Annotated in this window: 21 protein-coding genes; 10 read left to right on the plus strand and 11 right to left on the minus strand. The window is 62.7% G+C overall.

The genetic code is table 11. From position 1 onward, the window contains the following. Window positions 1-62: 62 nt before the first annotated feature. The 7 genes from BM216_RS09820 to BM216_RS09850 all read left to right on the plus strand — a co-directional run bounded on the left by BM216_RS09820 (window position 63) and on the right by BM216_RS09850 (window position 7,868). On the plus strand, window positions 63-1,196 hold the full coding sequence (locus tag BM216_RS09820) for a transporter substrate-binding protein (protein ID WP_092998575.1): 1,134 nt from the start codon (window positions 63-65) through the stop codon (window positions 1,194-1,196). Continuing rightward, entirely contained in the window at window positions 1,193-1,774 is a 582-nt protein-coding gene (locus tag BM216_RS09825; protein ID WP_092998577.1) for an ANTAR domain-containing response regulator, read from the plus strand. Before BM216_RS09820 ends, BM216_RS09825 begins: the two co-directional genes overlap by 4 nt. Further along, complete coding sequence (locus BM216_RS09830) at window positions 1,774-2,622, plus strand: ABC transporter permease (RefSeq protein WP_092998579.1); 849 nt, start codon at window positions 1,774-1,776, stop codon at window positions 2,620-2,622. The genes BM216_RS09825 and BM216_RS09830 overlap by 1 nt, the downstream gene beginning before the upstream one ends. Continuing rightward, window positions 2,622-3,542 carry an ABC transporter permease gene (locus BM216_RS09835; RefSeq protein WP_092998581.1) on the plus strand — a complete coding sequence of 307 codons (921 nt, stop codon included), beginning with the start codon at window positions 2,622-2,624 and terminating at the stop codon, window positions 3,540-3,542. Before BM216_RS09830 ends, BM216_RS09835 begins: the two co-directional genes overlap by 1 nt. A gap of 24 nt (window positions 3,543-3,566) precedes the next feature. Beyond that, the gene (locus tag BM216_RS09840) at window positions 3,567-5,168 is read left to right on the plus strand and encodes an ABC transporter substrate-binding protein (protein WP_092998583.1); all 1,602 of its coding nucleotides are present in this window, start codon (window positions 3,567-3,569) and stop codon (window positions 5,166-5,168) included. Between the two features lie 67 nt (window positions 5,169-5,235). Continuing rightward, window positions 5,236-6,180: an acetamidase/formamidase family protein gene (locus BM216_RS09845; protein WP_092998585.1), complete on the plus strand. Its 945-nt coding sequence runs from the start codon at window positions 5,236-5,238 to the stop codon at window positions 6,178-6,180. Next, window positions 6,180-7,868 carry an ABC transporter ATP-binding protein gene (locus BM216_RS09850; RefSeq protein WP_092998587.1) on the plus strand — a complete coding sequence of 563 codons (1,689 nt, stop codon included), beginning with the start codon at window positions 6,180-6,182 and terminating at the stop codon, window positions 7,866-7,868. Before BM216_RS09845 ends, BM216_RS09850 begins: the two co-directional genes overlap by 1 nt. A gap of 43 nt (window positions 7,869-7,911) precedes the next feature. On the opposite strand, the gene BM216_RS09855 is transcribed toward BM216_RS09850, so the two are convergent. The 6 genes from BM216_RS09855 to copC form a co-directional block, all read right to left on the minus strand. Further along, window positions 7,912-8,682 carry an anti-sigma factor family protein gene (locus BM216_RS09855; protein ID WP_092998589.1) on the minus strand — a complete coding sequence of 257 codons (771 nt, stop codon included), beginning with the start codon at window positions 8,680-8,682 and terminating at the stop codon, window positions 7,912-7,914. After that, on the minus strand, window positions 8,679-9,224 hold the full coding sequence (locus tag BM216_RS09860) for an RNA polymerase sigma factor (RefSeq protein WP_092998591.1): 546 nt from the start codon (window positions 9,222-9,224) through the stop codon (window positions 8,679-8,681). Before BM216_RS09860 ends, BM216_RS09855 begins: the two co-directional genes overlap by 4 nt. Window positions 9,225-9,283: 59 nt before the next feature. Next, a complete protein-coding gene (locus BM216_RS09865) occupies window positions 9,284-10,741 on the minus strand; it encodes a YncE family protein (RefSeq protein WP_092998593.1) in 1,458 nt (485 codons plus the stop codon). A 16-nt stretch (window positions 10,742-10,757) separates the two neighbouring features. Beyond that, a complete protein-coding gene (locus BM216_RS09870; protein WP_092998595.1) occupies window positions 10,758-11,228 on the minus strand; it encodes a DUF305 domain-containing protein in 471 nt (156 codons plus the stop codon). 72 nt (window positions 11,229-11,300) lie between these two features. Then, window positions 11,301-12,164 carry a CopD family protein gene (locus tag BM216_RS09875; RefSeq protein ID WP_092998597.1) on the minus strand — a complete coding sequence of 288 codons (864 nt, stop codon included), beginning with the start codon at window positions 12,162-12,164 and terminating at the stop codon, window positions 11,301-11,303. Then, the gene (copC, locus tag BM216_RS09880; protein WP_092998599.1) at window positions 12,161-12,532 is read right to left on the minus strand and encodes a copper homeostasis periplasmic binding protein CopC; all 372 of its coding nucleotides are present in this window, start codon (window positions 12,530-12,532) and stop codon (window positions 12,161-12,163) included. The genes BM216_RS09875 and copC overlap by 4 nt, the downstream gene beginning before the upstream one ends. A gap of 84 nt (window positions 12,533-12,616) precedes the next feature. Between copC and BM216_RS09885 the strand changes: the two genes are divergently transcribed. The 3 genes from BM216_RS09885 to recQ all read left to right on the plus strand — a co-directional run bounded on the left by BM216_RS09885 (window position 12,617) and on the right by recQ (window position 16,405). Then, window positions 12,617-12,883 (plus strand): hypothetical protein, encoded by a 267-nt coding sequence (locus BM216_RS09885; protein WP_177230751.1) that lies wholly within the window; start codon window positions 12,617-12,619, stop codon window positions 12,881-12,883. A gap of 31 nt (window positions 12,884-12,914) precedes the next feature. Continuing rightward, on the plus strand, window positions 12,915-14,336 hold the full coding sequence (locus tag BM216_RS09890; RefSeq protein ID WP_092998601.1) for an amidase: 1,422 nt from the start codon (window positions 12,915-12,917) through the stop codon (window positions 14,334-14,336). A gap of 209 nt (window positions 14,337-14,545) precedes the next feature. Next, entirely contained in the window at window positions 14,546-16,405 is a 1,860-nt protein-coding gene (gene recQ, locus BM216_RS09895) for a DNA helicase RecQ (RefSeq protein ID WP_092998603.1), read from the plus strand. Between the two features lie 73 nt (window positions 16,406-16,478). Here the strand turns inward: recQ and argE are convergent, their stop codons facing one another. The 5 genes from argE to BM216_RS09920 all read right to left on the minus strand — a co-directional run bounded on the left by argE (window position 16,479) and on the right by BM216_RS09920 (window position 23,191). Further along, window positions 16,479-17,648: an acetylornithine deacetylase gene (gene argE / locus BM216_RS09900; RefSeq protein ID WP_348272000.1), complete on the minus strand. Its 1,170-nt coding sequence runs from the start codon at window positions 17,646-17,648 to the stop codon at window positions 16,479-16,481. A 7-nt stretch (window positions 17,649-17,655) separates the two neighbouring features. Continuing rightward, the gene (locus BM216_RS09905) at window positions 17,656-19,443 is read right to left on the minus strand and encodes an ABC transporter permease subunit (protein ID WP_092998607.1); all 1,788 of its coding nucleotides are present in this window, start codon (window positions 19,441-19,443) and stop codon (window positions 17,656-17,658) included. A gap of 61 nt (window positions 19,444-19,504) precedes the next feature. Then, window positions 19,505-20,836 carry an LLM class flavin-dependent oxidoreductase gene (locus BM216_RS09910; RefSeq protein ID WP_092998609.1) on the minus strand — a complete coding sequence of 444 codons (1,332 nt, stop codon included), beginning with the start codon at window positions 20,834-20,836 and terminating at the stop codon, window positions 19,505-19,507. A 143-nt stretch (window positions 20,837-20,979) separates the two neighbouring features. Further along, window positions 20,980-22,044, minus strand: a complete 1,065-nt coding sequence (locus BM216_RS09915; protein WP_092998611.1) for an ABC transporter substrate-binding protein — start codon at window positions 22,042-22,044, stop codon at window positions 20,980-20,982. 52 nt (window positions 22,045-22,096) lie between these two features. Continuing rightward, the gene (locus BM216_RS09920) at window positions 22,097-23,191 is read right to left on the minus strand and encodes an ABC transporter ATP-binding protein (protein WP_092998613.1); all 1,095 of its coding nucleotides are present in this window, start codon (window positions 23,189-23,191) and stop codon (window positions 22,097-22,099) included. Between the last annotated feature and the right edge of the window lie 190 nt (window positions 23,192-23,381).

The following is a 23,381-nucleotide window of genomic DNA, read 5'->3' on the forward strand; positions in this document are numbered from 1 at the left end:
GCCCCATGACGCCCCGCTTGTCGGCGGGAGTTGCGTCATGGGGTTTTTGCATTTGGGCTATCATGAACGAGACGCTGAAGATCGGTATTCTCTACTCCACGACCGGCCCTTATGGGGCGATGGGCGTGGATGCCCGCGACGGCGCGATGCTGGCCATCGAGGACAATGCCAAGCGAACCGGACGCGTCATCGAGCCGATCCTCTACGATCCGCATGCCAGCCTGCAGGGTTACCTGGACGGGGCGCAGCAGATGCTGCGTGCCGACTGCCGCCATATCGTCGGCACGATCACGTCCGCTGCCCGCAAGGAGGTCATTCCGCTGGTCGAGAAGCATGACGGGCTGCTCTGGTATATGTGCCCGTATGAGGGTTTCGAGGCGAATGAGAGCGTCATCTATATCGGCGGCTGCCCGAACCAGCACCTGATCCCGGCCTTCGAATATCTCATTCCCCGCTACGGCGCGCGGCCTTATCTTACCGGCGCCAACTATGTCTGGGGCTGGGAGATGAACCGGCTTGCGCGCGAACTGATCGCCAATGCGGGCGGCGAGATACTGGGGGAACGTTACCTGCCGTTGGAGGAAACGGCGGTGGAGCGGATCATCGCCGAGATTGCCGAGCGGCGCCCGAGCTTCGTCCTCAACAATCTCATCGGTCCCTCCAGCTATGCCTTCCTTGAGGCGATGAAGGCGCTCGGGGAGACGGATCCGTTCTTCCGGCCGGAAAACTGCCCGGTGGTCAGTTGCGACCTGATGGAGTGCGAACTCGAGCTGATCGCGAAAGGATCGGCGACCGGTCAGCTTTGCGCTGCCTCTTATTTCGATACGCTGGAGACGGCGGAGAACCGCGATTTCAAATCCCGTGCCGCCTTGCGATACGGTCATGATCGACGCATTTCCAGCGTCTTTGCCAGCGCCTATGTGGCCGTCGATCTCTGCGTGGCCGCGATCCTTGCGGCTGGCAGCGACGAGCCGGAGGCGGTTCGTCGCGAGGTGCATGGCCGCAAGTGGCCTTCGCTGCTGGGGTCACTCGAGATCGATCGGCGTACCAACCACGCCGCCCTGCCGTTCCATCTTGGTCGCATCAACGACGGCAACGGCTTCGATGTCATAGCTTCCCGCCCGGCGCTTGCCGCCGATCCCTATCTCACCACGCGCGGCACATCCATGCCCGCCAAGCTGAGGATAGTGTCATGAGCCGGACGCCGAACTTCACCGGCTGGCGGGCCGTGATCCTGCATCGCGAGGACAGCAATACCGAAAGGCTGGAGCGCCAGTTCGGCCTGCTCGGCATCCGGGCGACACGCCGTTGGGAACCGCTTTCGACATGGGCCGATGCCGATCTTGTCCTCGTCGATGCCGACCAGGGGTGGGACGACCTGCTGCCGCAGGCGGATGGGGTATCAGGAAAGCCGCTGGTGGCCCTGCTTGGATCAGAAGCGCCCGGACGTATCGCATGGGCAATGAAACAGGGCGCAAGCGCGATCATTCCAAAGCCGGTCGCAGCCTCCGCCATCTTCCCGGCGCTGGTCATGGCGGTATCGATCCACGAGGAACGCCAGGCCGCCGCGGACAAGCTGCGTCATCTTGAAGAGCGCATTCGCATGCGGCCCCTCGTTCATGCGGCGGTCGAAAAGCTGCGGGCGGCGCGCGGGCTCACCGAGGATGAGGCCTATGCGACATTGCGCGGTTGCGCCATGCAGCGGCGGCTAACGATGGAAGAGGTTGCCGCAATGCTGCTCGGCGGGGCGGAAGCCCTGCCGGAGGTCGGCTGATGGGCATCGTCCGTTCGCTCCTGCGCCAGCCGACGGCTGTCTTCGGGCTGGTTGTCGTTATCTTGGTCGTCGTGCTGGCACTTGCCGCGCCGCTGATCGCGCCCTTCAGCCCCGACGAACAGATGTTCGACGGACTGACGCTGGAAGGCGCGCCGATGCCGCCGGGCGGGCAGTTCCTGCTGGGCACGGATACGCTCGGCCGCGACCTCCTTTCGCGCATGCTTTACGGTGCGCGCACGTCGCTGATCATCGGTCTCGTCGCCAACGGCATCGCCGTGACGATCGGCCTGTTCATCGGCATCGTCGCCGGCTATCTGCGCGGCCTTGCGGGCAATATCCTGATGCGCTTCACCGACCTGATGATGGCCTTTCCAGCCCTGCTGCTCGCCATCGTGCTGGCGGCGCTGCTGAGGCCCAGTCTCTGGATCGTCGCGATGGTGATCGCGCTGGTCAACTGGGTGCAGGTGGCGCGCATCGTCTATACCGAGACGCGCGGTCTCGTCGAACGCGATTTCATCATGGCGGAACGGTCGCTTGGCGCCGGCCACGGGCGTATCCTGTTTTTGCATATACTGCCGCATCTGGTGCCGACGGCGATCGTCTGGGGCACGCTCGGCATCGCCACCACCGTGTTGCTCGAAGCGACGCTGTCCTTCCTCGGCATCGGCGTGCAGCCGCCCGAACCCTCCTGGGGCAACATCATCTTCGAAAGCCAGAGCTATTTCCAGGCAGCCCCCTGGCTGGTGTTCTTCCCCGGCATGGTCATCCTCCTGACGGCACTCGCGTTCAACCTCGTCGGTGATGCCCTGCGCGACATTCTCGACCCGACGCAGCGGGGGAGGGGCTGATGGGCTTTATGCTTCTTCGCCGCCTCGGACAGGCGTTTCTCATCCTCATCGGCGTTGCCGCCATCACCTTCGTGCTGCTCTATGCGCTGCCGGCCGATCCGGCGCGAATGCTTGCCGGCCGCAGCGCCACGGCGCAGACGGTCGCCTCCATCCGCCACGAGCTCGGTCTCGACCAGCCGCTCCTCGTCCAGTTCTGGACCTATCTTTCCGGTCTGCTGCAGGGCGATCTTGGCCGTTCCTATGCACAGAAGACGGAAGTCTGGACGCTGATCGTCGCCCGCCTGCCCGCAACCCTGACGCTGATGGCGGCGGGGATTTTGGTCGAGGTCGTGCTTGGCATCACGTTCGGCACGATCGCAGCCGTCAAGCGCGGCGGGACCGTCGACCGCGTGGTGATGATGGCGTCCTTCGTTGGTGTTTCGGCACCGCAATTCGTCGTGGCGCTGCTGCTTCTCTACGTCTTCGCCGTCACGCTCGGCTGGTTTCCGATGAGCGGCTACGGCAGCTTCGCCCATGTCGTCCTGCCGGCCATGACGCTCGGCGTGCTGGGTGCCGGATGGTATGCGCGCATGGTGCGCTCGGCGATGATCGACGTCCTGAACCAGGACTATGTGCGAACCGCCCGCGCCAAGGGACTGTCGTCGCGCCGGATCATCTTTCGCCATGCCCTGCCCAACGCCATCCTGCCGATCGTCGCAATGATCGGCATCGATATCGGCCAGTTCATGGGCGGCGTGGTGGTGGTGGAGGCCGTCTATGGCTGGCCGGGCATCGGCCAGCTGGCCTGGCAGGCGATCCAGCAGGTCGACATTCCCATCATCATGGGCGTGACGCTGACCTCGGCCCTCGCAATCGTCACCGGCAACCTCGTCGCCGACGTGATCGCACCGTTCATCGATCCGCGCATCCGAACATCCTGACCAAAGCCAAAAGGGGAACTTAAAATGCTCAAGAGCTGGTTACTTGGAACGACGACTGCCGCGGCGATCATGCTTGCACCTTTCGCCGCGATGGCCGAGGGCAAGGATATCGTCGTGACCTACAAGGACGACATCGTCACGCTCGACCCGGCCATCGGTTATGACTGGGTCAACTGGTCGATGATCAAGAGCCTCTATTCTCGCCTGATGGACTACGAGCCCGGCACGGCAAACCTCGTGCCGTCGCTTGCCGAGAGCTTCGAGGTCGCGCCGGACGGTCTCAGCTACACCTTCAAGCTGCGCAAGGGCGTGAAATTCTCGAACGGCCGCGACGTGGTCGCTTCCGACTTCAAATATTCGATCGAGCGCGCGGTCGATCCGAAGACGCAGGGGCCCGGTGCCGGCTTCTTCGGTGCGATCAATGGTTTCGAGAATCTGACCGGCGGCAAGGCGACCGGCCTTTCGGGTATCGAAACACCCGATGACGGTACCGTCGTCTTCAAGCTCTCGCGGCCTGACGCGACCTTCCTGCATGTGCTGGCGATCAACTTCGCCTCGGTCGTGCCGAAGGAGGCCGTCGAGGCAGCCGCCGGCGATTTCGGCAAGCATCCCGTCGGCTCCGGCACCTTTGCCCTCAAGGACTGGGTGATCGGCCAGAAACTCGTCTTCGAAAAGAACCCGAGCTACTACGTCAAGGACATGCCGAAGATCGACAGCTTCACGGTCGAGGTCGGCCAGGAACCGCTGGTCGCGTTGCTGCGCCTGCAGAAGGGCGAGGTCGACATTGCCGGCGACGGCATTCCGCCGGCCAAATTCCTGGAAATCAAGAACTCTGCCGATGGCGCACAGATGATCGTCGATGGCGAGCAGCTTCATACCGGATACGTGACGCTGAACACCAAGGTAAAACCCTTCGACGACCTGAAGGTTCGTCAGGCGGTGAACCACGCGATCAACAAGGAGCGTATCGTCCGCATCCTGAACGGTCGGGCCACGCCCGCCAAGGAAGTGCTGCCGCCGCTGATGCCGGGCTACGACAAGGACTATCCGGGCTTTGCCTATGACGTCGACAAGGCGAAGGCACTTCTGGCGGAAGCAGGACTGGCGGATGGTTTCGAAACCGTGCTCTATGCCACCAACACCGATCCGCAGCCGCGCATCGCCCAGGCGATCCAGCAGGATTTGGCGGCCATCGGCATCAAGGCCGAAATCCGCGCGCTGGCGCAGGGCAACGTGATTGCGGCCGGCGGCACCGAGGGCGAGGCGCCGATGATCTGGTCCGGCGGCATGGCCTGGATCGCCGACTTCCCGGATCCGTCCAATTTCTACGGCCCGATTCTCGGTTGTGCAGGCGCCGTACAGGGCGGCTGGAACTGGTCGTGGTACTGCAACGAAGATCTCGACAAGCGCGCGACGGCAGCCGATTCCATGTCGGACCCGGCAAAGTCGGCGGAACGCGTGGAAGCGTGGAAGAAGATCTTCACCGACGCGATGAATGACGCGCCGTGGATCCCCGTCACCAACGAGCGCCGGGTCGTCGCCAAGTCGCTGCGCATGGGCGGCGAGGACAATGTCTATATCGATCCGACCCGCGTCATCAACTACGACGCGATCTTCGTGAAGTAGCGCTTAGAGGAATACCCGCCTTCCCGGCGATAGGTTGGGAAGGCTGCAATTTTCCGGGAGACATGCCATGTGCAGCATCTGCAATCACACCATTCATAGCGCCCAGCATAATTTCGGCTGGAACCGCGATTTTCCCCCGGCGCTGACGGCAAAGCCGGGCGAGACCATTCTCTTCGAATGCATGGATTCGTCCGGTGGCCAGATCGGCGCCGACGCGACGCTTGCGACCCTTGCCAATCTCGATTTCGGCAAGATCAACCCGGTCTCCGGTCCGGTCTATGTCGAGGGCGCGAAGCCGGGCGATGCGTTGAAGGTGACGATCCGCAAGTTTCATCCTTCGGGCGTCGGCTGGACGGCAAATATTCCGGGCTTCGGGCTGCTGGCCGACCAGTTCAAGGATCCGGCCTTGCATGTCTGGACATACGATAGCGTATCCATGGCGCCATCGGCCTTCGGGCCGGGCGGCAAGGTGCCGCTGAAGCCGTTCACCGGCACGATCGGCGTCGCTCCGGCTGAACCCGGCCTGCATTCCGTCGTCCCGCCCCGCCAGGTCGGCGGCAATATGGACATTCGCGATCTGACGGCCGGGGTGACGCTCTACCTGCCGATCGAGGTGGAAGGCGCACTGTTTTCCGTTGGCGATACCCATGCCGCCCAGGGCGACGGCGAGGTCTGCGGTACGGCGATCGAAAGCCAGATGAATGTCGAGCTGACGCTCGATCTCATCAAGGGTGCCAATCTGAAGACGCCGCGCTTCACGATCACCGAGCCGGTCACGCGCCATCTCGACGGTATGGGTTATGAAGTGACGACCGGCATCGGTCCGGACCTGATGACGGGAGCCCGCGAGGCCGTGATGCGGATGATCGATCTTCTGACCGCCGAACACGGTTACAGCGCGGTCGACGCCTATATGCTGTGCTCGGTCTGCGGCGATCTGAGGATCAGCGAAATCGTCGACATGCCGAACTGGGTCGTTTCCTTCTATTTCCCCCGGATCGTCCTTTCGTGATGGACGCTGAAGGCTACGACAAGCCGGTGCTGCGGGTCGAAAACCTCTGCGTCGACGCACGCACGCCGGAGGGGCTGAAGCGGGTTCTCGATGATATCAGCTTCGATCTGAGGGCAGGGGAGACGCTCTGCCTTGCCGGCGAAAGCGGGTCGGGCAAGTCGGTAACCTCGCTCTCGATCATGGGGCTTTTGCCCAAGGCTTCGCTCCGCGTGACGTCCGGCAATATCATCCAGGGTGATCGGGAGCTGACACGGCTTTCCAACAGCCAGATGCGGCATGTCCGCGGCGGCGAGATCGCCATGATCTTCCAGGAACCGATGACGTCGCTCAATCCGGTGATGAGCATCGGCGCCCAGCTGACCGAGGCGATCCGCGAGCATCAGCAGGCCGACAATACTGAAACCGTTGCCCGGCAGATGCTGGATGCGGTGCATATCGCTGATCCCGCTCGACGCTTGAAGCAATATCCGCATGAACTCTCGGGCGGCATGCGCCAGCGCGTGATGATCGCCATGGCGCTCTCCTGCCGACCGAAGGTGCTGATCGCCGACGAGCCGACCACGGCGCTCGACGTGACCGTGCAGGCGCAGATCCTCAACCTGATGCGGGAGTTGAAGGGCGAGTTCGGCACCTCAATCGTCATGATTACCCATGACATGGGTGTCGTCGCCGAAATGGCCGATCGCGTGGCGATCATGCAGAATGGGCGTATCGTCGAGCAGCGCAATTCGCTCGATCTGTTTCGGAACCCGTCGGAGCCCTACACGCGCCGGCTGCTGGCGGCCGTGCCACGGCTCGGCGCTTTTGCGGGGACCGAGGGTCCGCCCAGGGTTTCGAAGGGTGAGCCGAGGCCGAGGGAGAGGGCGACGGCGCCGATCCTAAATGTCCGCGATCTCAGTATCAGCTATGGCCGTGGCTCGGGCATGCTGTTTCGTCGGCAGGCGCCGCCCACGACCGTCAGCAACATTTCCTTCGAGATCATGCCGGGAGAAACGATGGGTCTCGTCGGAGAAAGCGGTTCGGGAAAATCGACGACAGGAAAGGCGGTGCTGGGCCTCATTCCATTCTCCGGATCGGTGCAGCTCGACGGCTATGACATTTCCCGCCTGTCTCATCACGAGATGCGGCCCGTCCGCCGCTCGGCGCAGATGATCTTCCAGGATCCCTATGCGTCGCTCGATCCACGCATGTCGGTCGGCAAGGCGGTTGCCGAGCCTTTGATCATTCACGGCATCGGTACGCCCGCCGAACGGCGCGAACGGGTTGCGGATCTCTTGCGACGGGTCGGGCTCACGCCGGATGCGGCGACACGCTATCCGCACGAATTTTCCGGCGGCCAGCGCCAGCGCATCTGCATTGCCCGCGCGCTTGCGCTCGAACCGAAGCTGATCGTCGCAGACGAGAGCGTTGCAGCGCTCGACGTGTCGGTCCGCGCGCAGGTGCTGGACCTGATGCTGGAACTGCAGGAAACGATGGGCCTCGCCTATCTCTTCATCTCGCACGACATGGCCGTCATCGAGCGCATGTCGCACAGGGTCGCCGTCATGCATGGAGGACAGATCGTCGAGGCGGGTACGCGCAGCGAGATTTTCGAGAACCCGCGTGAAGACTATACCAGGGCGTTGATGAAAGCGGTGCCGATACCCGATCCGACGGTCTACAGGACCGCCGGCGGAATGAGGGGGTGATATGGCCCGCTGGCGCGATGGGAACGCTCTGCGTTCGGCGGGCCTATATCTGTGAACGCACCACGTCCGCCACGGGATGGAGGTTTTCCGCCGGAATGGATCCGACGATGCTGTATCCCATGCCGTCCTTGGCCCAGCTCCAGCCGTTGACGTCTCCGGCGGTGCTGGCAAACATTGGCCTGTTCTGATCGACAAGCATGCGCCGCGCCAGCATGACGATGCGATGGCCCTTGTCGTCGTCATACATGAGCATGAACCCGGCTCCGTGCGTCGTCGGAACGACGCGGCCGCCCATCAGTCGGTAGCCGGATGCGCCGAGATCGGGGATGGCCACTGAGCCGCCCAGCGTTGCCGAAGCGAGTTGCTGCAGGGTGTCGCTGCCATCGGCCCTGACTTCCACCGGCCTCAGCCTGTCGGCGGCAAACGCGCCGTAGCTGGCGGAGGCTTCCAGCGCCAGCGCTGCCACCCCTTCGGTCGGAGGCAGCATGTAGCCCTTCGTCAGCCAACCGCCCGTCGCGCCGATGGCGAGAAGCACTGCGGCGGCAGCCGCCAGTCGCAACAGGCCCGGCCTCGATGTCGTCGCGTGGTGCGCGGCCGCGATGTTTTCCAGATTGAGCCTGCTCGGCACCGGCTCATCGGCAACCGGATCCAGAGATTGCCGCAGCGCTGCCGCCTGCTCCCGGTAGGCCGCGACGCGTGCTGCCGCATCACCATTCGTCAGCAGATATTCCGATACATGACCGCGCCTTTCCGGGGCGAGGGCATCGTCCACGAATGCCTGGAGGTCGTCCTCGGTGATGGGTCTGCCGTTCATTTCACTCTCCGAATATAGGGACTGCCGGGAGCAGGTCTCTGGAGCGTCGATGCGTCTGCGGGCGTGTTCTCGAGAAGCATGCGCAATTGTTCACGTGCCCGCGACAGGCGCGACATCACCGTGCCGAGCGGAATGCCGAGCACCTGCCCGGCTTCGGCGTATGACATGTCCTCGACGGAGATCAACAGGAGGATGGCGCGGTGGTCGGGAGGAAGGCGCTCGATCGCCGACATGACCTCGTGGCCGAACACGGTTTGCTCCTGCGTTGCCTGTAGCGCGCCAACCGTCTCCGGCATGTCGTCGATCGGCATGGCGGCGCCACGGCGCAGGTTCTGGCGCAGACGGTTGACCGACAGGTTGTGCAGGATTGCGAAGGCCCAAGACCGGGCATCCTCGTTGCGCCGCTTGCGCCAGCTGGCAACGATCCTCACCAGGCAGTCCTGAACAATGTCGTCGGCCGTTTCCGGATCTCCGAGCAAGCCCCGGGCATAACGTCTGAGGGCGGGGATCATCGGTTCGATCTGCGACAGCATGTCGTTCATGTCACACCATCTCCGTTGAAGGCGATCCGCGCAAGCAGCCCGGATCGCCATGCCTCTCGTCAATCGGCGTCCTGAACCTGCAGAACCTTGCCCGGCTTGCCGTCCTGCGACGATGCGACAACCAGATAGCGACGCTCATCCTTGTGCTTCGCCTCGACGATCTGGCGGATCGGTCCGACCGCGTTGACGATCGCGGAACCTGCCGGGTTGGTCATGAAATTCGACAGGCCTTCCAGCGAGCCGCTGCCGTCAGGCTTGTCCGACAAGGCGAGGACATAGGCCTTTTTCGGCTCCAGACCGGTGACGGAGGCTTGCAGGACCTGGGTCAGGCCCTGATCGAAGAGGGATACGGTCGTGGGTATCTTGCCCTTCGAGCCCTTGGCGGTAAGTCTGAAGTGAGCGGCTTCTCCGGCCTTGCCGAGGGGGACCAGATTTTGCAGTCCATCGCCTTCGGGAACCGCGTTCGGCACATAGGCGACCGCCTGTGGCGCCTGGCCGATCGGAATGTTGGCGATCACCTTGTTGACCAACGTATCGATCACGGCAAATTGGTCGGCATTTTCGAGGCCGACATAGACACGACTACCGTCGCCCGAGGGCCATATGCCGTGCGGCAGGTTGCCGACCGGGATCGTTGCGATCTGTTCGAATGTATCGGTGCGGAATACCTTCACCTCGTTCAGTCCACCGACCGTGACATAGGCAAAACTGCCGTTCCTGTTGGTGGCGAAATTGACGTGATTGGTGATCGGGCCGATGTCGATCGTCTTGATCAGGTCGAAGGGGGCCTCGGCTTTGAAGACCTGTGCCTTGCCGATATCCTTCAGCGTGAACCAGACCTGCTTGCCGTCCGGGGACGCTGCGATATTGGGGCAGAACGGGCTTTCCTGCTTCACATGGCCGACGATCTGGTGGTCGGCGACGGAGACGGCAACCGTTTCCGGATTAAAGGACGAGCAGATGTAGCCGTATTTGCCGTCCGGCGAGAAAATCTGCATGCCGGGACCGCCGGGAACCTTGATCCGCTGCTTTTCCTCGAACGTGCTTGCATCGATGACCGAGATGTAATCCTCGCCGCGCACGGTCACCCATATCTCCTTGCCGTCAGGCGTATAGAATGCCTCATGCGGCGAGCGGCCGATATAGGTCGTGTGCTTCACGGCATTGGTGGCGGTGTCGATGAAGGTGACGGAGTTCGAGCCGATCGAGACAACGGCGAGCGTCTTGTGGTCGGGCGAAAATCCCATCCCGTGAACGAGAACCTGACCCCTGTAGAGCGGGCTGAGATTGCCCGGCTGGGGATCGCCGAGCTTGATCGTTCCGAGAAGCTTGTTGGTTGACGGGTCGCTGACCGAAACCGTGTTGGAAAACTGCTCGGCCGCATAGACTCGGTCCCTGCTGCTGACCGGGATATCCGGTGCGGTCGCGGCTTCTGGGGCTTGGCCTGCGAGAGCGCCTATAGGCGCAAGAAAGCTGCCCGCCAGCAGAGCGGCGGCGAAGGAGTTGCGAATTTTCATCTGGAAGACCTCTGGGTTACATCTTCATGTCTGGATCCATGCCCTGCATGGATTCGGCGGGGGCATTTTCCGGCGCAACCTGCGTCGGTGCCGGGCCGGAAGGCGGAAGCGGATCGCCGATCGCGAGTTTCATCGCAGCGATTTCCTGCTGCTGTTCCACGATGATCTCCTGGGCGAGGCGCTTGAGCTGTTCGTTCCGGCCGTATTTCAGGACCGCAAGTGCCATGTCGATCGCGCCCTGGTGATGGGGCGTCATCATCGCCACGAAGTCGCGGTCGACATCTCCGGTCGGCTCGATCTCCATCTTCTCCATCATCCGCTCCATGGCCGCGTTATTCTCGGTCCAATAGGTTGTTTCTTGGGAGACGGCGGCAGTGGACGAATGACCGTGCTGCGATGGATCATGCGCGAAGGCTGTGCATGCGCCTGCGGCCGCCAGCATGACGGCGGCAAAGGCTGAGGACTTTCCGTGTGACCAAATCGTCATCGACTGTTTCCTTCTGGTTATGGATGGGTAGACAGCCGGGCGAGGCGTCTATTCCATCGGGACTGGAATTTTTCACGCCGCCGGATCGTCGATGCCGAAGGAGGCGACCAGGGAAAAAGCGATTGCGCCGAGCGCGATCTCTGCGCTTGCGCCCATCACCAGCAGACGCTGCGACCTGGTCGGGTCGCGCCGATAGATCGGCACGAACAGATAGCGGTTCACGACAGCCAGGCATGCCATCGCCAGTGCGACGGCAATCTTGAGGATGAGCTGGAGCTGATAGGGCGAGCTCGGATCGGTCGGGAGATGGCCGAGGATGAGAAGCGTATTGGCAAGGCCCGAGAGAAGGACAAGCGCCACCACGACGTGGCCGACCCGGGAAAAACGAAACATCGACATCACGGCGGCCGGACGAAGCTCCGGACGCGCGGTCATCGGCATCAACAGGACGAACGGAACGAGTGCGCCGACCCATGCCGTTGCCAAAAGGACATGGATGATGTCCGACAGCGTGCTGGCAATATCGTCGGCTGCGTGCCCGTTTGCGGCAAGACTGCTGAGTGCCAGTGCGGCCAACAGGATCGAGAGGCGGCTCAAGCCGAAGGACATCGCGCCAAGCAGGGCAAGGCAGATTGCCAGATGTGCGAGCATTGCGAGGCCTGCGCCCGTGCCGAAGGCAAAGGCGGACCAGAGGTCCGTCCTGAACATCGATGCCCAGGCTGAGGTGATCGCCGCTGTCTGCAAGGGAATGGCGATCACGCTGGTGGAGGCTGCTATGGCAGTGCCGAGCAAAAGCGATTTTCGCATTGCGGTTGCGAGGGGGCTGCGTATCCCGGCGTCGGCCAGGATGGTGGCGAAGCCGCCTCCTCCCCAGAGGTAGGCCAGTGAGGCGTCGTGGACGGTGCGCTCCAGTGCGAGGGCCTGAAGCGGGGTCATGGCGCTACACGGAACTGGTAAGACCCCGATGATGGATGGCCGTCCCTGGACAGCACATGCCAACGCACCGTGTAGGTGTCGGGCGGCAGAGATGCGGTCGGCGCCACAGAGAGGGTCGTGGCATCATCGTTGCCGAGAACGGGCGGCGACGTGGCTGTGAGATCTCCTGATTCACCGGTCACGGTGATCGTCGAAAAGGCAGGTTCAAGGCCTTCTGTGAAACCGAGCGAAATCTCGGATGGCGAGGTGTGGAGCGTTGCACCATCCGCCGGTGCAGCACTTTTCAGATGGGCATGCGCCAGGGCCGGCCCGCTGATCGCCATTCCGCACAGCAGCACGGAACCGAGAAGAAATATCCTGTGAGACATGCTGGTCGTCCTTTCTCCAAGAAAGCTTCCGACGCTGTAGACACTCGCCACGGATTTCTATTCCCCATGACAGGAGAGGATTGGATGTTTCCCCTGTACTCATGCGGAGTGCGCATTCGTTCCCGGATGAATGACGGGCGGGGCTTCAATACCCACGGCCAGCGCGTTGCGCGCGAAACCGTCGACCGTATACTGGTGATGCAGCGCGGGCGGATCGAAGAAGAGCGACCGACAGGAAACCTCTTCGAGACATCCCGCAGCGATTATACGAAGCGCCTTTTAAGTGCCGTTCCGGGATGCGTCTTTCTAGCAGGGCGCACGAAGCTTGCGGCAGCCACCGATTTTCAATGACGACTGACAATGGCGACCGACAGGAGAAAAAATGCGCACGCAACTCTGGCAATGGACCGCCTCGGAACTGGCTGCCGCCATTTCGAAAGGCCATATCGGCTCGGTTGAGGCGACCGAAAGCGTGATCGCACGCATGGATGCTGCCAATCCGGCGATCAATGCGGTTGTCGATATGATGCCGGAAATCGCCCTTGCCGAAGCGAAGGCGGCCGACGAGGCGCTGCGCAGGCATGGCCCCAGCGGACCGCTGCACGGCGTGCCGATGACCATCAAGATCAATGTCGATTACAAGGGGAGGGCGAATACAAACGGGGTCGTTGCCAACAAGGACAATATATCCGGGCATGATTCCTCCGTCGTTTCGGCGATCAGGGCAGGTGCCGTGCCGATTGTCGGTCGCACCAACACGCCGGCCTATTCCATGCGCGCCTTCACCAACAATGACCTGCATGGCGCGACGCTCAATCCACATGACAAGACGATCACCTGCGGGGGCTCTTCCGGCGGTGCGGGCTCTGCTGTTGCGGCAGGCATCGGCCCGATCGCGCATGGTAACGATATCGGCGGATCGATGCGCTATCCCGCCTATTGCTGCGGCGTCTACGGGATGCGACCGACGGTGGGGCTCATCCCGCAGACGAGCCTTTCGGCGCCGGAGCGAAAGATCATCAGCCAGCTGATGGCGGCACAGGGGACGCTCGCCCGTTCCGTCGAGGATATCAGGTTGTCCATGCAGGTCCTCAGCCGACCTGATCCCAACGATACCTGGCAGGTGCCGGCAGGCGATATCTTCGGCACGCTTCAGCACCGTCCATGCAAGGTCGCGGTTGTTGCCGAAACCGATGAAGCCCCAGCGGACCCGGAGGTCAGTGCCGCGATCCGCAAGGCCGCCGCCATGCTCGCTGACGCAGGTTATGAGGTCGCCGAAATCCCGGCGCCATCCTTCAAGGAACTTGTCGACCATTGGCGCCTGATGCTCGGCAACGAGATGCGCGGCGGGCTGGGATACCTGATGGGTTCCCATGGCGACTGGAAGATGAAGAGAATGCTGGAGATCCAGCTCGAAGGCGTGCCGGTGATCGAAAGCCGGGACGACATGCTGGAGGCCATCGCGCACCGTTCGCGCCTGTTGCGCAAATGGCAGCTGTTCCTGGAACAGTGGCCGATCGTTCTCACCGCCGTCAGCTGGGTAAAGCCGATGATCGGCGATCTCGACGTGTCCGACGGCCTCGATATCGACTGGTTCTACCGGGTTTGCGCACCCTTCATGGGAACGCCGACGATCGGGCTGCCGGGACTGGCGGTGCCGGTCGGGAGCGTGCCCGGAAAGCCGATGGGCGTGCAGTTGCTCGCCACGCGCTTTGGGGATCGGCGACTGCTGGAGGCGGGCGCTGTTCTTGAACGCGCCATTGGCAGGCTCGAACCTGTCGAACCCTTCGCAGGCAAGAGCTAGGTCCGGTCCTGGATGGAAGCCGCCGCGAATTTCGATGCAGTCAGAGCCCTCGGGAGGTGATGCTTCCATTCTCCCCGCAAATCTGAAAATACCGTCGCATCCGCTGCCATGTTCTCGTTCTCGAGTTCGCTGGTCTGGTGAAGGATGAAACGCTCGCGACTGGTAGCGTTCCTGTGCCATAGTGGCGATGGTGATGAGCAAAGGGCGTCATGCAGGGCAAGCCGAACGATCTTGATATCCTATTCGACAGCCACGGGCCGCAGGATCCGGGCGAGGTGCTGCAGCGTGTCTATGGTTATTCGTCATTTCGCGGCCAGCAGGGCGATGTCGTCGAGCATGTGATTGGCGGTGGCGATGCCGTCGTGCTGTTTCCAACCGGCGCGGGCAAGTCGCTCTGCTTCCAGATCCCGGCGCTCTGCCGCGATGGCGTCGGTATCGTCGTGTCCCCGCTGATCGCGCTGATGCGCGACCAGGTGGAGGCGTTGAGCCAGGTCGGCGTGCGCGCGGCAGCGCTCAATTCCTCGCTGTCGCGCGAGGGGTTCGACCAGGTGCGGCGGGATCTCAAGGCGGGGGAATTGGACCTGCTTTATGTGACGCCGGAGCGGATCACGACGCCGGGTTTCCGGGAAATGATAAGCGGAGCGCGGATCGCGCTGTTTGCCATCGACGAGGCGCATTGCGTCTCGCAATGGGGGCATGACTTTCGCCCCGAATATCGCCAGCTGGGCGAGCTTGCCGATCTCTTCCCGAACGTGCCGCGGATGGCGCTGACGGCGACGGCCGATCCACATACGCGCGACGACATCATCGACAGGCTGGCGCTCCGGGGCGCACGCGTCTTCACCTCGTCCTTCGACCGACCGAACATTTCCTACAAGATCGTCGAGCGGGACCAGCCGCGCCAGCAGTTGCTGCAGTTTCTCTCCCGCCACAAGGGCGAGAGCGGCATCGTCTACTGCTTGTCACGGGCGAAGGTGGAGGAGACGGCGGAATGGCTGAACGGGCAGGGCATTTATGCCTTGCCTTATCATGCCGGGCTTGAGCGTCAGGTACGCGATGCCAACCAGGACGCCTTCCTGAAAGAGGACGAGCTTTGCCTCGTCGCAACCGTCGCCTTCGGCATGGGTATCGACAAGCCGGATGTGCGTTATGTCGCGCATCTCGACCTGCCCGGGTCTGTAGAGGCCTATTACCAAGAGACAGGCCGTGCCGGTCGTGATGGCCTGCCGTCCGAAGTGTGGATGGCCTATGGCATGGCGGATGTCATCCAGCGCGGGCGGATGATCGATGGCGGAACCTCCGGCAACGACGTGAAGCGTGTCGAACGCGCCAAGCTGAATGCGCTGCTCGGCATCTGCGAGACCGCGGGCTGCCGCCGCCAGGCTATCCTCGCCCATTTCGGTGAGGCGCATGGCGGGCAATGCGGCAATTGCGATACCTGCCTCAAACCTGTCGACACATGGGACGGCACGGAAGCGGCGATCAAGGCGCTGGCTGCCGTCTATCGCACCGGCGAGCGGTTCGGCACCGGGCACGTCATCGATGTGCTGATTGGCAATGACAACGAGAAGACCCGGCGCTTCGGCCATACCGAGATGCCGGTTTTCGGCGTCGGCAGCGATATCCCGACCAAGACGTGGCAATCGGTCTATCGCCAGCTTCTCGCCGCGGGCCTGATCAGCGTCGATCATGACGCGTTCGGTGCGCTGAAGCTGGAGCCGGAGGCGCGGGCGGTGTTCAAGCGCGAGCGCGAGGTGCATTTTCGCCGAGACCGGCCGACGCGCGGCAAGGCGGGCCGAAACCAGTCCCCCAGCGCGAAGAATGCCCGGTCGCAACTGGACGAGGCGGATGCGCTGCTGTTCGAGGCGCTGCGGCGCACGCGCATGGCGATTGCCAAGGATCTCTCCATTCCACCCTATGTCGTCTTTGCCGACACGACGCTCGTCGCCTTTGCCACGGAGCGCCCGACCACGCGCGACGCGCTGCTCGGCATTTCCGGCGTCGGCGAGGCCAAGCTGGAGCGCTATGGCGAGACCTTTCTAGAGGTCATCAGGGAGTTCGACCAATAAGGTCTTTGGGCGAAGACGCTCCTGTCCATCGAGGTGGCGCCGCCCGATCGTCACGGCCGGTAGGGGCTGACGTTCATTGCAAGCTGGTGAGCAGGTCACCCAGGAACCTGTCACAGGCGGCCAACTGGTCGATGGCGATGAATTCGTCCGGTTGATGCCCTTGCGCCATGTCTCCCGGGCCGATGACGACGGAGGGCAGGCTCAGCTCCTCCGCAAAGAGGCCGGCTTCTGTGCCGAAGGAGACTTTTGAGGTCCTGGTGTCGGGCACGAGATTCTGGACGAAGGCGAGGGCTGGTGAGGTTTCGGCCGTCGCAAGGCCCGGATACCGGTTCTTCACATCGATCGTGACGCCGCTGCCGGGGAAGCCCGAGATAAGTGGGGCAATCCTGCTCGCCACCTTGGTTTCAAGGCGGGCGAGGATGGTACCGGCATCGTCGCCAGCGAGGTGGCGGATCTCGAAATCGACGAAGGCGTCTTCCGCAACGATATTGAGTGCCTTGCCGCCGCCGATGATGCCGGCATGGGCGGTGCTGTAGGGGATGGCGTAGTCTACGTCCCTTTTGCCGCTCGCTTCCAGTTCCATTTGGGTCTCGCGGATTGCATCCACGACGGCGCAGGCGAGATGGATCGCATTGAGGAAGAGAGGTGCTGTGGCGGAATGACCCGGCACGCCACGGCAGGTTGCCCGGGCTGCGAGTTTTCCCTTGTGGCCGATGACCGGTTTCATGCTGGTCGGTTCGCCGATGATGGCGAGTGCGGCCTTGAACTCTCGGGCTTTCAGGTCGGCCAGCAGGCTGCGGACGCCGACGCAGCCGATTTCCTCGTCATGGGAAAAGGCGATATGCAGCGGGCGCTTCAGCGGCAGGCGCGCGGCTTGCGGCGCGAGCGCCAGAACGCTTGCCAGAAATCCCTTCATGTCGGTCGTGCCGCGGCCGAGGACGCGGTCGTCACGTCGGGTAAGTGTGAATGGGTCGCAGGTCCAGGCCTGTCCTTCGACAGGGACAACATCCGTATGTCCCGAGAGGAGCACGCCGTTATCGCCCGCCGGGCCGATCGAGGCGAAGAGGTTCGCCTTTTTGCCCGTGCTGTCATGCACCAGCCGGCAATCGAAACCGTGCACGGACAGTTCGGCACGGCAGAACTCGATGATGTCGAGATTGCTGGCGGCACTGACGCTCGGGAAGGCGACGAGCTTTTCCAGGATGTCGAGCGTGTGCATGTCGGATGCTTTCAGTCTTTTCACTCAGGTCTCAGCGGCGGGCTTTTGCCGGCCGCTGGAAGTATTCGATGGCGCAGAACAGGATCACCACGACAAGCAGCACGACGACGGAGGCTGCGGCGATGCGCGGATTGACCGACAGCGTGATGTCGTCCCACATCTGCTTCGGCAGCGTGGTCTTCAGGCCACCACCGATGAACAGCGCCACCGTCAGTTCCTCGAAGGACTGCAGGAAGCCGGTGACGAAACCGACGATCAGGCCGGGTTTCACCAGCGGCGCGGTGATGCGGAGCGCCGTCTTCAGGCGCGTCGCGCCGAGCGTGGCAGCGGCCTGGTCCAGCCGCCAGTCATGTTCCTTGAAGGTTGCGAGCAGGATGACGAAGACGATCGGTAGCGCGATGACGCTGTGGCCGATGGCGATCGCGCTGTCGGTTGCGATCATCGACAGGCTGGCGAAGAGATAGAAGAGCGAGATGGCAATGACGATCGGCGGCACGACCATCGGCGCCATGAACAGCAGGAAGGCGGCGCCGGAAAAGCGGCTGTTCGAGCGGGCGAGGCCAAGTGCCGCGAGACCGGCGACGATGACGGTGATGAAGGCGGTGGCAAAGCCAATGCCGAAGGAGCGCAGCGTCGCCGAAACCCAGACGGGGGAGGAAAGATAGGCCTCGAACCAGCGCAGGCTGAAACCCTGCGGCGGGAAGGTGAGATAATCCGCCTCGGTAAAGGCCATGGGCACGACGCCGATAATTGGGAAAAGCAGGACGATCAGCACGATCCAGCCATAGGTGGACAGCAGGCCCTGACCGGTAATGCCCTTGAGATTGCGGGCCGAGAAGCGCTGGATGCCGGCGCAGATGCGGCCGAGCCAGCTTGTGATGAACAGTCCGAAGCGGCGCAGCTTGCCGTCCGCATGGCCCTTCTTGCCTTCGCCGGCGATGGAGGAAAGGCCAAACAGCCGGTCATAGACGAAGATGGTCAGCAGCGAGGCCAGAACCAGCAGCACGGCGAGCGCGCTGCCGAAATTCCAGTTCTGCAGCGTGTTGATCTGGGTGATGATCAGCTGGCTGATCATCGTCTCGGTGCGCCCGCCGACGAGCGACGGCGTGATGAAGAAGCCGAGCGAGGAGACGAAGACGAGCAGGCCGGCGGTGGCGATGCCGCGACCGGACAGATGGAAGAAGATCTGCCAGAAGGCCTGGGCGCCGGTTGCGCCGAGCGTTTCGGCCGCCATGGTCAGGCGGCGGTCGATCTGGTTCATGATCGGCATCATGGTGACGACGGCGAGCGGCAGCATCGTGTGCACCATCGCGAAGATGACGGTGCCGCGGCTGAAGAGCAGTGCATCGCCGCCGGGAAGGCCGATCTTTTCCATACCGGCCGCGACGATGCCGTTGCGGCCAAGGAGTACGAGCCAGGCGAAATTCTTCACCAGCGCGCTCGTCCAGAAAGGCAGCAGCACGAACATCAGCATGATGCGCTGGCGCCGGCCCGGCATGCCGGAGAGCCAATAGGCGAGCGGATATCCGAGCAGCAGGCACCAGAGCGTCACCTGCAGCGCGATGCCGAAGGTGGTGCTGAGGACGCGCAGATAGACGGTCGAGGAGACCATCCTGGAATAGGTGGCGAGCGACAGTTCGCCCGCCTTGTCGAAGAAGCTGACGGACATCAGCTGGATCGTCGGCGCCAGGAAGAAGACGAGGATGAACAAAAGGCCGGGCACGGCCAGCCAGAAGGGCGAGGGCTTCAACCACTGCCGCAGGCGGCTGTCCGGCCCGGAGCGATTGGAAGAAAGGGATGTCGTCTCGACCACTGTCATCTCGAACGTCTCTATTGCAGGGCAGGAGGCAGCGGATGCCGATGCCTCCTGTTTTTATCGATCAACCGGCAGCGTAGCGGTTTGCCGGGCGGATCAGGCCGAGGTTTTCGCGCAATGTCGTGCCGGTATATTCGGTCTTGTAGGAGCCGCGCTCCTGCAGGATCGGGATGACCTTGTCGATGTAGTCGTCGAGATTGCCCGGATAGTAGCCGATCGGCATCATGAAGCCGTCGCCGCAACCCGCCTCGACCCATTTCTCCATGAAGTCCGCGACCTGCTCTGCCGTACCACGCATGACGCGGTTGCCGCGTCGATAGCTGGTGCTGATCTCGCGCAGCGTCTTGCCCGAATGGATGAGTTCGGAGATCTGGTTGAAATAGACCGTGTGGTTGTTGGAAGACTTCGGAATGCGGTCGAGTGGCACCGGTTCGTCGAGCGGCAGGTCGAGGAGGTTGGTCTCCAGGTCCATGCTGAGATAGAGCACGGCCAGTTCCGGCGGAACCAGCGACTGCAGGTACTGGAACTTGTCTTCCGCGTCCTTCTCGGTGTCGCCGATGACGGCATCGAAGCCGGACAGGATGTTGAGCTGGCTGGTGTCGCGGCCGAATTTCGCCATGCGGCCCTTGAGGTCGTCGTAGAAGGCCTTGGCGGATTCCATGCTGGAGCCGGTGCCGAAGACGATTTCCGCCGTCTCGGCGGCCAGTTCCTTGCCGGCATCGGAGGCACCTGCCTGGATGATGACCGGATGGCCCTGCGGCGAGCGGGCGACGTTCAGGCCGCCATAGACTTTGAAGAACTTACCCTGGTGATCGACCACGTGATATTTCTTCGGGTCGAACTGCATGGCATTCGCCTTGTCGAAGATGAAGGCGTCGTCTTCCCAGGTGTCCCAATAGGCCTTGACCAGCTCAACGCATTCCTTCGCCTTTTCGTAGCGATCGCCATGGGGCGGCAGACGCTCGAGGCCGAAATTGCGGGCGGCATAATCATTGGCCGAGGTCACCACGTTCCAGGCGACGCGGCCCTTGGAGATATGGTCGAGGGCGGCAAACTGGCGCGCGATGTTGAAGGGCTCGAAGAAGCTGGTCGAAACCGTGCCGCCGAGGCCGATGCGGCTCGTGTTGAGCGCAAGCGCGGTCAGGACCGTGATCGGCTCGAGGCCGTTCTGGTAGATTGGCGACTTGGTCCAGGTGTCGAGATATTCCGTGCGGGTCGCTGGCGTGTCGGCGATGAAGAACAGGTCGAACAGTCCTTCCTCGAGCCGCTTTGCCGTGCGGATATAGTAGTCGATATTGGTGTCGGCGCCGGCTTCGGCTTCCGGCAGGCGCCAGCCGGCCTTGTGGTAGCCGTTGGCCTGGAAAAGGCAGCTCAGTACGATCTTCTTCTTGCTCATCTTCGTGCTCTTGAAACGCCGTGCGCCACCCGGGGATGGGCGAAACTGGAAAAAAGAGACCGGACGCCCTGAAATAGCGGAGTAAGCGGGCGCCCGGCGGAAAGGATGCCCGGGCAGGTTGGGAAACCCGGGCATCAGGGAAACTAGAGAAGCAGGAATTCCTGCATGCGCTCGACGGCCTCGTCGTAATTGGTCGACCACCACTTGGAGTCGATCTCGTAGAGGTTGCCGAAGTTTTCCGGGGCGGTCGGCAGAACGGCACGGCGTTCGGCCGGCATGAAGTCGAAGGACTTCTTGTTGGTCGGGCCGTTGGCAACGATGCTGGTATAGGCGGCCTGCTGTTCCGGCTTCATGCAGAACTTGATGAATTCGTGCGCTGCCGCCGTGTTCGGTGCGCCCTGAACGATCGACCAGCCGTCGACGCTGTAGCCGCCCTGCCATACGGTCTTGACCGGAGCGCCCGATGCGGTTGCCGCGTAGGCGCGGGCCGACCAGGTGTCGGTAGCATCGACTTCGCCGTTCTGCAGGATCTGGGTGTTGTGCGCGCCGCTCGTCCACCAGACGGCGACGTGAGGCTTCAGCTCTTCGAGCTTCTTGTAGGCGCGGTCCATGTCGAGCGGGTAGAGGTCCTTCGGCGCGACGCCATCGGCGAGCAGGGCGAATTCGAGTGCTGCCCAGGCGCCCTTGTAGAAGCCGCGTCGGCCCGGGAACTTGTCGACATCCCAGAACTCGGCCCAGTTCGACGGACCGGCTTCCTTGAACTTGTCGGTGCGGTAGGCCATGACGGCGCCGAAGACGGAGAAGCCGAGCCAGTTGTCGGTCAGCATGCCCGGCAGGATGTCGGCGGTGTCCGGGCTCTCGATTTCGAGAGGCGCGATATACTGCTTGTCTTCGGACAGGCGCATGACATGGTCCGGCGTGACCATGCAGACGTCCCAGAGATAGGACTTGGTATCGACCTGCAGCTTGAACTGGGTGACCGGATCCGGATCATGCGCTACGCCGACAACCTTTATGCCGGTCGCCTTTTCGAAGGGCTCGTAGAAGGTCTTCTTGATGGCTTCGCCCGGCGCGCCGCCGACATCGGCGACGGTCAGCTGACCGGCGGCGAAGGAAGAGCGCATCAGGGCAGGGCTGGCGAGCGCACCGGCGGCAAGGCCGGCGGTCTTTAGAACATTACGGCGCGTGGGCATGAGAAACGACGACATCTTGGTTCCCTTCTTTGTTATGTTTGAGGCATGCGGATGCAGAGGCTTTGGGTCATCGGTCGAGGAAGCGGGTATCCTCCGGTTTCCAGGACAGACCGACCATGTCGCCGATCGGAAGATGCGGCAGGCTCGACGAGCGGCGCGCGGTGACGGTGAAGCCGCTCTCGAGCCGGATCATCAGCGAGCATTCCGGGCCCGCATAGATCGTCTCGATCAGGCGGCCGGACAGCATGGCGCCTTCGGCGGCTTCGATGCGGATATGCTTGGGACGCAGCACGAGATAGCCGCGTTCGGCCGTCGCTTCCGTCGGCAGCGGCAGGGCGCCGTCGGACGTCTCGAGGCGCCCGTTGGCCACCGTTCCCTCGAAAATGTTCGAAATGCCGATGAAGTCGGCGGCGAAGCGACTGACCGGGCGCTCGTACATTTCCTGGGGTGAGCAGATCTGCTCGATACGGCCGGCATTCATCAGGCAGATGCGGTCGGACAGCGCCAGCGCCTCTTCCTGGTCGTGGGTGACGAAGATGATCGTCGAGCCCGTCTCGCGATGAATACGGCGGATCTCGATCTGCATCGCTTCGCGCAGCTTGCGGTCGAGCGCGGAAAGTGACTCGTCCATCAGGATCAGCGAGGGGCTGTAGACGAGGCAGCGGGCCAGCGCCACGCGCTGCTGCTGGCCCCCGGAAAGCTCTGACGGGAAGCGCTTGCCGAAATCGGCGAGCCCGACCATGTCCAGCACTTCGGCGATGCGCTTGCCGGCATCGGACTTGGCCACGCGGCGCATCTCCAGCGGGAAGGCGATATTCTCGTATACGGTCAGGTGGGGAAAGAGTGCGTAGTTCTGGAAGACGACGCCCACATCGCGCTCGCTTGCAACGCTTTCCGTATGGTCTCGGCCGTCGATATAGAGCCGGCCGTCACTCGGCTTCACGAGGCCGCAGATCAGCTGCAGCATGGTCGTCTTGCCGGAGCCGGAGGGCCCAAGAAGGGTCAAGAGTTCGCCGGCATTGACCTTCAGATCGGTGGGGTTGAGCGCGGCGAAGCCATCATAGAATTTGCAGAGACCCTGGGCATGGAGCTTCAATCTCGCCGGTTCGTCCGGAGTGCCGATCGGCTTTGCTGTCGTCAGGTCGATCACGCTGTTCTTCATATGGCTGTTTTATCCAATAGTTCCGGCCCGATGCCGCTTTCCACCAAGGCTGGAGCGTCTTGGAGGCAAGTAAGCCGGACGGTTCGGGGGGTGTAAATTATGAAATTCTGGCCCAGTGCTTAGCCCCTGTCTAATCATTGGCCGCTGCCAATAAAATGGGCAAGTCTGATTTGGGGCGTAGGCGTACGGT

Origin of the sequence: Rhizobium sp. NFR07, assembly GCF_900111905.1 — a bacterium.
Lineage (GTDB): Bacteria > Pseudomonadota > Alphaproteobacteria > Rhizobiales > Rhizobiaceae > Neorhizobium.

Bases quoted from the DNA above. Each gene is read 5' to 3' on its own strand.
- BM216_RS09820 (WP_092998575.1), top strand. From the start codon at position 63: ATGAACGAGACGCTGAAGATCGGTATTCTCTACTCCACGACCGGCCCT.
- BM216_RS09825 (WP_092998577.1), top strand. From the start codon at position 1,193: ATGAGCCGGACGCCGAACTTCACCGGCTGGCGGGCCGTGATCCTGCAT.
- BM216_RS09830 (WP_092998579.1), top strand. From the start codon at position 1,774: ATGGGCATCGTCCGTTCGCTCCTGCGCCAGCCGACGGCTGTCTTCGGG.
- BM216_RS09835 (WP_092998581.1), top strand. From the start codon at position 2,622: ATGGGCTTTATGCTTCTTCGCCGCCTCGGACAGGCGTTTCTCATCCTC.
- BM216_RS09840 (WP_092998583.1), top strand. From the start codon at position 3,567: ATGCTCAAGAGCTGGTTACTTGGAACGACGACTGCCGCGGCGATCATG.
- BM216_RS09845 (WP_092998585.1), top strand. From the start codon at position 5,236: ATGTGCAGCATCTGCAATCACACCATTCATAGCGCCCAGCATAATTTC.
- BM216_RS09850 (WP_092998587.1), top strand. From the start codon at position 6,180: ATGGACGCTGAAGGCTACGACAAGCCGGTGCTGCGGGTCGAAAACCTC.
- BM216_RS09855 (WP_092998589.1), bottom strand. From the start codon at position 8,682: ATGAACGGCAGACCCATCACCGAGGACGACCTCCAGGCATTCGTGGAC.
- BM216_RS09860 (WP_092998591.1), bottom strand. From the start codon at position 9,224: ATGAACGACATGCTGTCGCAGATCGAACCGATGATCCCCGCCCTCAGA.
- BM216_RS09865 (WP_092998593.1), bottom strand. From the start codon at position 10,741: ATGAAAATTCGCAACTCCTTCGCCGCCGCTCTGCTGGCGGGCAGCTTT.
- BM216_RS09870 (WP_092998595.1), bottom strand. From the start codon at position 11,228: ATGACGATTTGGTCACACGGAAAGTCCTCAGCCTTTGCCGCCGTCATG.
- BM216_RS09875 (WP_092998597.1), bottom strand. From the start codon at position 12,164: ATGACCCCGCTTCAGGCCCTCGCACTGGAGCGCACCGTCCACGACGCC.
- copC (WP_092998599.1), bottom strand. From the start codon at position 12,532: ATGTCTCACAGGATATTTCTTCTCGGTTCCGTGCTGCTGTGCGGAATG.
- BM216_RS09885 (WP_177230751.1), top strand. From the start codon at position 12,617: ATGTTTCCCCTGTACTCATGCGGAGTGCGCATTCGTTCCCGGATGAAT.
- BM216_RS09890 (WP_092998601.1), top strand. From the start codon at position 12,915: ATGCGCACGCAACTCTGGCAATGGACCGCCTCGGAACTGGCTGCCGCC.
- recQ (WP_092998603.1), top strand. From the start codon at position 14,546: ATGCAGGGCAAGCCGAACGATCTTGATATCCTATTCGACAGCCACGGG.
- BM216_RS09905 (WP_092998607.1), bottom strand. From the start codon at position 19,443: ATGACAGTGGTCGAGACGACATCCCTTTCTTCCAATCGCTCCGGGCCG.
- BM216_RS09910 (WP_092998609.1), bottom strand. From the start codon at position 20,836: ATGAGCAAGAAGAAGATCGTACTGAGCTGCCTTTTCCAGGCCAACGGC.
- BM216_RS09915 (WP_092998611.1), bottom strand. From the start codon at position 22,044: ATGTCGTCGTTTCTCATGCCCACGCGCCGTAATGTTCTAAAGACCGCC.
- BM216_RS09920 (WP_092998613.1), bottom strand. From the start codon at position 23,191: ATGAAGAACAGCGTGATCGACCTGACGACAGCAAAGCCGATCGGCACT.